This is a genomic window from Legionella tunisiensis (assembly GCF_000308315.1).
Classification (GTDB): domain Bacteria; phylum Pseudomonadota; class Gammaproteobacteria; order Legionellales; family Legionellaceae; genus Tatlockia; species Tatlockia tunisiensis.
On sequence record NZ_CALJ01000008.1, the window covers coordinates 1 to 5233 of the forward strand.

The following is a 5233-nucleotide window of genomic DNA, read 5'->3' on the forward strand; positions in this document are numbered from 1 at the left end:
ACACCTTGCCGCTGCAAGACCATATAGAAGCTTGATAGCTGATTCTGAATATGTTCGTCCCATAACAACCTTTTGTTTTCTTTATATTATATCAATCCATACAATTTATTCATTAATGATATTTGAAATTGTTGAAGGATATCTATTCGTGTATGTTTAGTTCTGGTTTAGTTTTGGCTTTCAAAGTACACCCAGAAGTACACCTAGCTAATATTTTTGATTTTTAAGGGGACTAACTAAGAAGATTCAACTTACTGATTCTAAAGGGGATTTGATGGTCGGGACGGAAGGATTTGAACCTTCGACCACTAGCACCCCATGCTAGTGACAACCAATTTCATTTAATTTCAAACAAATTCAATTATAACCATAATACCCTTTTAAATAAAGGATTATTTGCATTTCAATATTTCAAATGATATAAATTGATTTCATACAAGTAAACAAAAAAGTGTAGCCAAAGGTGTAGCCAGAAACTGGAGTCATACAAGGATATAATTATGGAAAAGTTTACCCATAACAAAATTGCTAATTTAAGTGCCGAAAAAAATCGTTATCATATTACTGAGGGTAATGGCTTTTGTTTAAGAGTTTCTCCTAAAGGTACCAAAACCTGGTTCTACCGTTATAAATTTGGCGGTAAAGAGAAATGGCTCACTATTGGTAATTTTCCAGTAATGGGTGTTGCTGAAGCTAGAAAAGCCTTTAATGATTTATGGGAGATAAGGCAGTCTGACCAAGACCCAGAAGACATTATCCAAAAAAACTGCTCCAAAAAATAATAATGTGAAAACGTTAATTTCTGATTGGTACAACAATTATATTGTTAAACACCGTAAACAACCCCAACAGATTAAACAACAAATTGATGCTGACATTATCCCTCTATTAGGAACATTAGAAATTGAAAAAATACAACCTCGAGACATAGCAAAGGCCTTGGATAATATAGTTCAAAGAGGCTCCCCTGTTCACGCCAATAAAGTACTTAGTACCTTGAAACAAGTATTTAATTACGCGGTAAGTCGAGGAGAAATTACAATTAATCCAGCTATAAATATTCGAGCAAGAGACATAGGTGGAGCAGAAAAACCTCGTGATCGCAATCTCGATCTTGATGAAATAAAAAAATATGGCTATTTTTGGATAGCGATGATCACTCTATGTCGATTCAGATTAAAAACGCCATTAAAATCATATTATTAACTGGCACAAGAACTGGTGAGTTAAGGCTAGCAAAATGGTCTGAATTTAATTTTGAGAAATCTCTTTGGATTATTCCCCCCGAAAATAATAAAATCGGACTTAGTATGAAGATTCATCTGAGCGAGCTTACTAAAAAGCTTCTGTTGGAAATCAAAGAAATCAGCTTATCTAATTTTGTTTTAGCTGGGGTCGATGATGATTCCCCACTAGGCGATAAATCGATATCTAAAGCTATTCAACGCATACAAAAACGAGTGGGTATCCCACAATGGACTGCCCATGATCTCAGACGCACTTTTGCCACTCAGCTTGGAGAAACATTGCGAATCGACCCAGTAGTTATAGAAAAATGTCTTGGACATAAAATGCCTAAGATCATGGCGACTTATAACAAAGACGAAATGCTATACCAGCGCAAAGAGGCTTTAGATAAATGGAGTAGCCTGATAGAAGAACTAACAATAAACAAATTTGAATTTGTGCAACTATAGTGGTACAATTATAATGAATAGAGATATTGAATATATTGCCTATCAAGGCGAAAAGTTTATGATTGAATGGTACTTTGACGAAAAGAAGCATAGCCAATCTCAAGAATATTATTATTCTCTGAATAAAGACGAACGCATTCAGTTGTTGAAGCTCTTAAAGAGAATGGGCGATGCCGGTATCATTCACGATAAAACCAAGTTTAGACATGAAGGAGACAAAATTTATGCCTTCAAACCTAAGCCAGATAGATTTTTATGTTTCTTTTTTGAAGACAGAAAAATAATTTTAACTAATGCCTTTAGGAAGAAGCAGGATAAGTTACCTTTAACCGAAAAGGAAAAAGCCTTAAAGTTTATGGATCAATATACCAGTAGAGTAAAAACAGGTGATTATTATGACTAAGAAACATTTATCTACTTTTGAACGAGAAATGCAGGACCCTCTTTTTCGTGAACAATTTGAAAAAGAATATGATGAGTTTCTATTATCTGAAATCATCAAAGCACTTATGAAGAATGGCAAAATGACCGTGAGAAAACTGGCCGAAAAAGCAGGGCTTTCTCCAACTGTAATTCAAAAAATTCGCTCCGGTGAGCAAGAAGATGTAAAGCTTAGTAACTTCCTAAACATCTCTCACACTTGCGGTTTTAAAGTAATTTTAGAGAAAGGTGACGATAAGTATTACTTATAACACTTGGCAATTTACGTGAATTGTCTAAAGCAGCCATTAGCCACTTCAGACAATGAAAATAAATTTATCTGACATATTGATTAATCCAGTTATCAATCACTTCCTTATGCCAGGCTAGAGTTGTACCATGTAATTTTACTGGCGTAGGGAATTTCCCTTCACTCCACCAGCGGCGTAAAGTCAACCGATCCTTGCCGATAATCACTTCTACATCATTGATAAACAAAATCTGTTGTGTAAATAACTCATTAACTTGTTGCATCATTGATTCCCCCAATCCTTTTATCATTTAAGCTGCAAACGCGCCTTCCATTCACCTTTGAGTTCCATATCAATAACGGTGGTGAACAGCTTCAGCAAATTCAACTCCACCTTGCTTTCTTTAGGTAAACGATTGTGCTGATAGATTAGCTGCAAATGAGCAAGTGGTGAGCTTGATAAATTAGCGATTCGTTGCAGAGAATAACTAGTTGAATCCAGTAAATACTGAATAATACCCTTATATATGGTGATTTTTTGTTCATAAAACATGCGATATACTCCTGTAAAACATGGTACTAAATTTCAAACTGCGCGAAATTAACATTAAGTATCATTTAGCGAAACTAATATTAAAACGATATTAAAATAATTATCAATATGTATTTTTAAGAAATTTAAATTAATATACAATATGATATTGAATGATATCGTTTTATATGATAATTTTTTTAAGACTTTCGATTACAAGGATAATTTTATGAATAAGGGAGCATATCAATCTTTTGCAAATCGCTTGATCCACACCCTCAAAGATAAAGGATATACTGCTTCGCGCTCCCCCAATGGGATTTGTATTAAAACCTTGGCTGAGTTTGCAGGCGCATCTGAACAAATCTGCCGCCGTTATATACGAGGTGATGCGTTACCCGATTATGAGAAGGTAAAACAACTGGCAAATCATCTAGATGTTAATCCTGGCTGGCTATTGTTTGGTGAGGAAGAAGATGCGATCTCTAAGAAAAATAAAATTGAGGAAACATTGCTTCATTATATCTTGAAGCAAAGTCATCATTTATACCCCGTTGCCCATGGTAGTCATGACGATTACGCCGATTTTGTGTTAGGATTGATAAAAGAAGTCCGTTCAATTGACACAACGGAAAACAATTTACTAAAAATCATTGACTTGGCGATTGGCTCCATTTCCTCCTACGAAGAAAAAGAAAAAAGCACAGTCATGCAGTTTAAGAAGTTTGTAGATATGGATGTAACAGCTGTGGAAGTAAAGCTTCACCCTAAAGCCAAGGAATTTCTCTTTGAACATTTTGTCACTATGCGCAAAGTGTTCTCTGATGTACTGGGGCAAATGGAAACAGACTATGTTTCTATTGCCCTCATCAATCAAGCCGGTCAAATTTTTTCCTGTCTTCGAAACCCTCAATAGAACAAAATTTAATTGAAAAAATCTCTGGACCTTTGATGGCTGCTATCAACCAAGCTTTATTAACCAAGATCAACCAAAATTATGGAGTGAACTCCCTCATGTAGACAGTATAGAAACAATTAAAAAGTACAAACAAATAGATCCTGGATTCGTTACAGGGATTTCGATTCCTACTGAATATGATTCTTACAAGGCAATCTTTTCATTTGGATTAAAACGGATAAATCCCTATATCCAGAACAAAATCTCAATCCATTGCGAAAAATTGTCAGCCATGGGCAAATATGCTTTAAGGCAAATTCAAGAATATTTAACTTTCCCTGACAACCAGCCGTGCGTGACGACTAAGCCCAAACTGAGATTAATCATCAATAATCAGGTGACCTATGAACACACTTCTTGATAAAAACGACCCTATTTTAAGACAAACCGCCGAGCCAATTGCTGAATCAGAATTTGGTAGCGACTCGCTAAAAGAGCTTATAAAAACCATGTTTGACATTATGGCTGACAAGGGTGCCGTAGGTGTAGCTGCTCCCCAAATAGGCATCAGCAAGCGGGTTATTGTATTTGGAACTAATTACACAAAACGGAGAAAACCAGAATACCCAATTCCTGATATTGCCTTAATCAATCCGTCATTAAAAATCTTATCTCAAGAAATTCAAACTGGCTATGAGGGTTGCCTTAATTGCGGTGAATTAATGGGAGAGGTTCCAAGAGCCATGGAGATTGAATATTCCGGCTTTGACGTAGATGGGAATAGAGTTAGCAAAAAAGCTTCCGGTTTAGAAGCTCGTATTCTTCAACATGAAATTGATCACTTAAATGGCTTCTTATTTTTTGATCATGTGGAAGATAAAGAATCATTAACCACAATGACTGAATTACAAAACAAAGGATAGGCAAGATGAAACATCAAACCCGAATCATTCTGGCAGGTACACTAGGCAATCTGATTGAATCCTTTGACATGGCTATTTGTGGCCTATTATCAGTTTACTTAGCCAAATACCTCATCGGTGATTCTACTAAAGGGTTATTTCTCGTTTTCCTAACATTCTTTGCTGGATATTTAGCTCGGCCAATAGGTGCAATGATAATGGGTTTATTATCTGATATCTATGGCAGAAAGATTATTCTCGCCGCTTCTATTCTGACTATGGGATTATCTACATCTTTAATAGGCTTTATACCATCTCACAGCATAATTGGGCTAACATCAATATTTCTGCTGCTCTCGCTAAGGATCATTCAAAGCTTTTCATGTGGAGCTGAGTATCTCAATTCATCTGCTTATCTGGTAGAAAACGCTGAAGCCTCAAAAAAAGGTTATTCGGGTAGCTGGGCCTCCTTTGGTGCTATGGCTGGAATGATGATTGCCTCCTTAGTAGCACTTTCAATAACTTATTTATAAA

Annotated in this window: 5 protein-coding genes and 4 pseudogenes; 7 read left to right on the plus strand and 2 right to left on the minus strand. The window is 35.8% G+C overall.

Annotated elements, in window-relative coordinates; translation table 11 throughout:
* Positions 1-500 precede the first annotated feature (500 nt).
* The 3 genes and pseudogenes from BN58_RS20775 to BN58_RS00565 all read left to right on the plus strand — a co-directional run bounded on the left by BN58_RS20775 (position 501) and on the right by BN58_RS00565 (position 2389).
* A pseudogene (locus BN58_RS20775) lies at positions 501-1697 on the plus strand (tyrosine-type recombinase/integrase).
* A gap of 13 nt (positions 1698-1710) precedes the next feature.
* On the plus strand, positions 1711-2100 hold the full coding sequence (locus BN58_RS00560; RefSeq protein WP_026069160.1) for a type II toxin-antitoxin system RelE/ParE family toxin: 390 nt from the start codon (positions 1711-1713) through the stop codon (positions 2098-2100).
* Entirely contained in the window at positions 2093-2389 is a 297-nt protein-coding gene (locus BN58_RS00565; RefSeq protein ID WP_010652888.1) for an AsnC family protein, read from the plus strand. Before BN58_RS00560 ends, BN58_RS00565 begins: the two co-directional genes overlap by 8 nt.
* A 64-nt stretch (positions 2390-2453) precedes the next feature.
* On the opposite strand, the gene BN58_RS00570 is transcribed toward BN58_RS00565, so the two are convergent.
* Both BN58_RS00570 and BN58_RS00575 read right to left on the minus strand, forming a co-directional pair.
* A complete protein-coding gene (locus BN58_RS00570; protein ID WP_026069161.1) occupies positions 2454-2651 on the minus strand; it encodes a helix-turn-helix transcriptional regulator in 198 nt (65 codons plus the stop codon).
* Positions 2652-2674: 23 nt separating this feature from the next.
* Positions 2675-2920, minus strand: a complete 246-nt coding sequence (locus BN58_RS00575) for a hypothetical protein (RefSeq protein WP_019215178.1) — start codon at positions 2918-2920, stop codon at positions 2675-2677.
* A 208-nt stretch (positions 2921-3128) separates the two neighbouring features.
* Between BN58_RS00575 and BN58_RS36700 the strand changes: the two are divergent.
* The 4 genes and pseudogenes from BN58_RS36700 to BN58_RS00595 form a co-directional block, all read left to right on the plus strand.
* Positions 3129-3619: pseudogene (locus BN58_RS36700) on the plus strand (helix-turn-helix domain-containing protein).
* Positions 3609-4218, plus strand: a pseudogene (locus BN58_RS20785) (flagellar biosynthesis protein FlgJ). The pseudogenes BN58_RS36700 and BN58_RS20785 overlap by 11 nt, the downstream one beginning before the upstream one ends.
* Complete coding sequence (gene def / locus BN58_RS00590; RefSeq protein ID WP_019215179.1) at positions 4202-4720, plus strand: peptide deformylase; 519 nt, start codon at positions 4202-4204, stop codon at positions 4718-4720. The pseudogene BN58_RS20785 and the gene def overlap by 17 nt, the downstream one beginning before the upstream one ends.
* Positions 4721-4725: 5 nt before the next feature.
* Positions 4726-5226: pseudogene (locus tag BN58_RS00595) on the plus strand (MFS transporter); the annotation flags it as partial.
* Positions 5227-5233: the final 7 nt, after the last annotated feature.

What these genes read in the sequence shown, in the direction of transcription:
- BN58_RS00560 (WP_026069160.1), top strand. Translation starts at nt 1,711, where the DNA reads ATGAATAGAGATATTGAATATATTGCCTATCAAGGCGAAAAGTTTATG.
- BN58_RS00565 (WP_010652888.1), top strand. Translation starts at nt 2,093, where the DNA reads ATGACTAAGAAACATTTATCTACTTTTGAACGAGAAATGCAGGACCCT.
- BN58_RS00570 (WP_026069161.1), bottom strand. Translation starts at nt 2,651, where the DNA reads ATGCAACAAGTTAATGAGTTATTTACACAACAGATTTTGTTTATCAAT.
- BN58_RS00575 (WP_019215178.1), bottom strand. Translation starts at nt 2,920, where the DNA reads ATGTTTTATGAACAAAAAATCACCATATATAAGGGTATTATTCAGTAT.
- def (WP_019215179.1), top strand. Translation starts at nt 4,202, where the DNA reads ATGAACACACTTCTTGATAAAAACGACCCTATTTTAAGACAAACCGCC.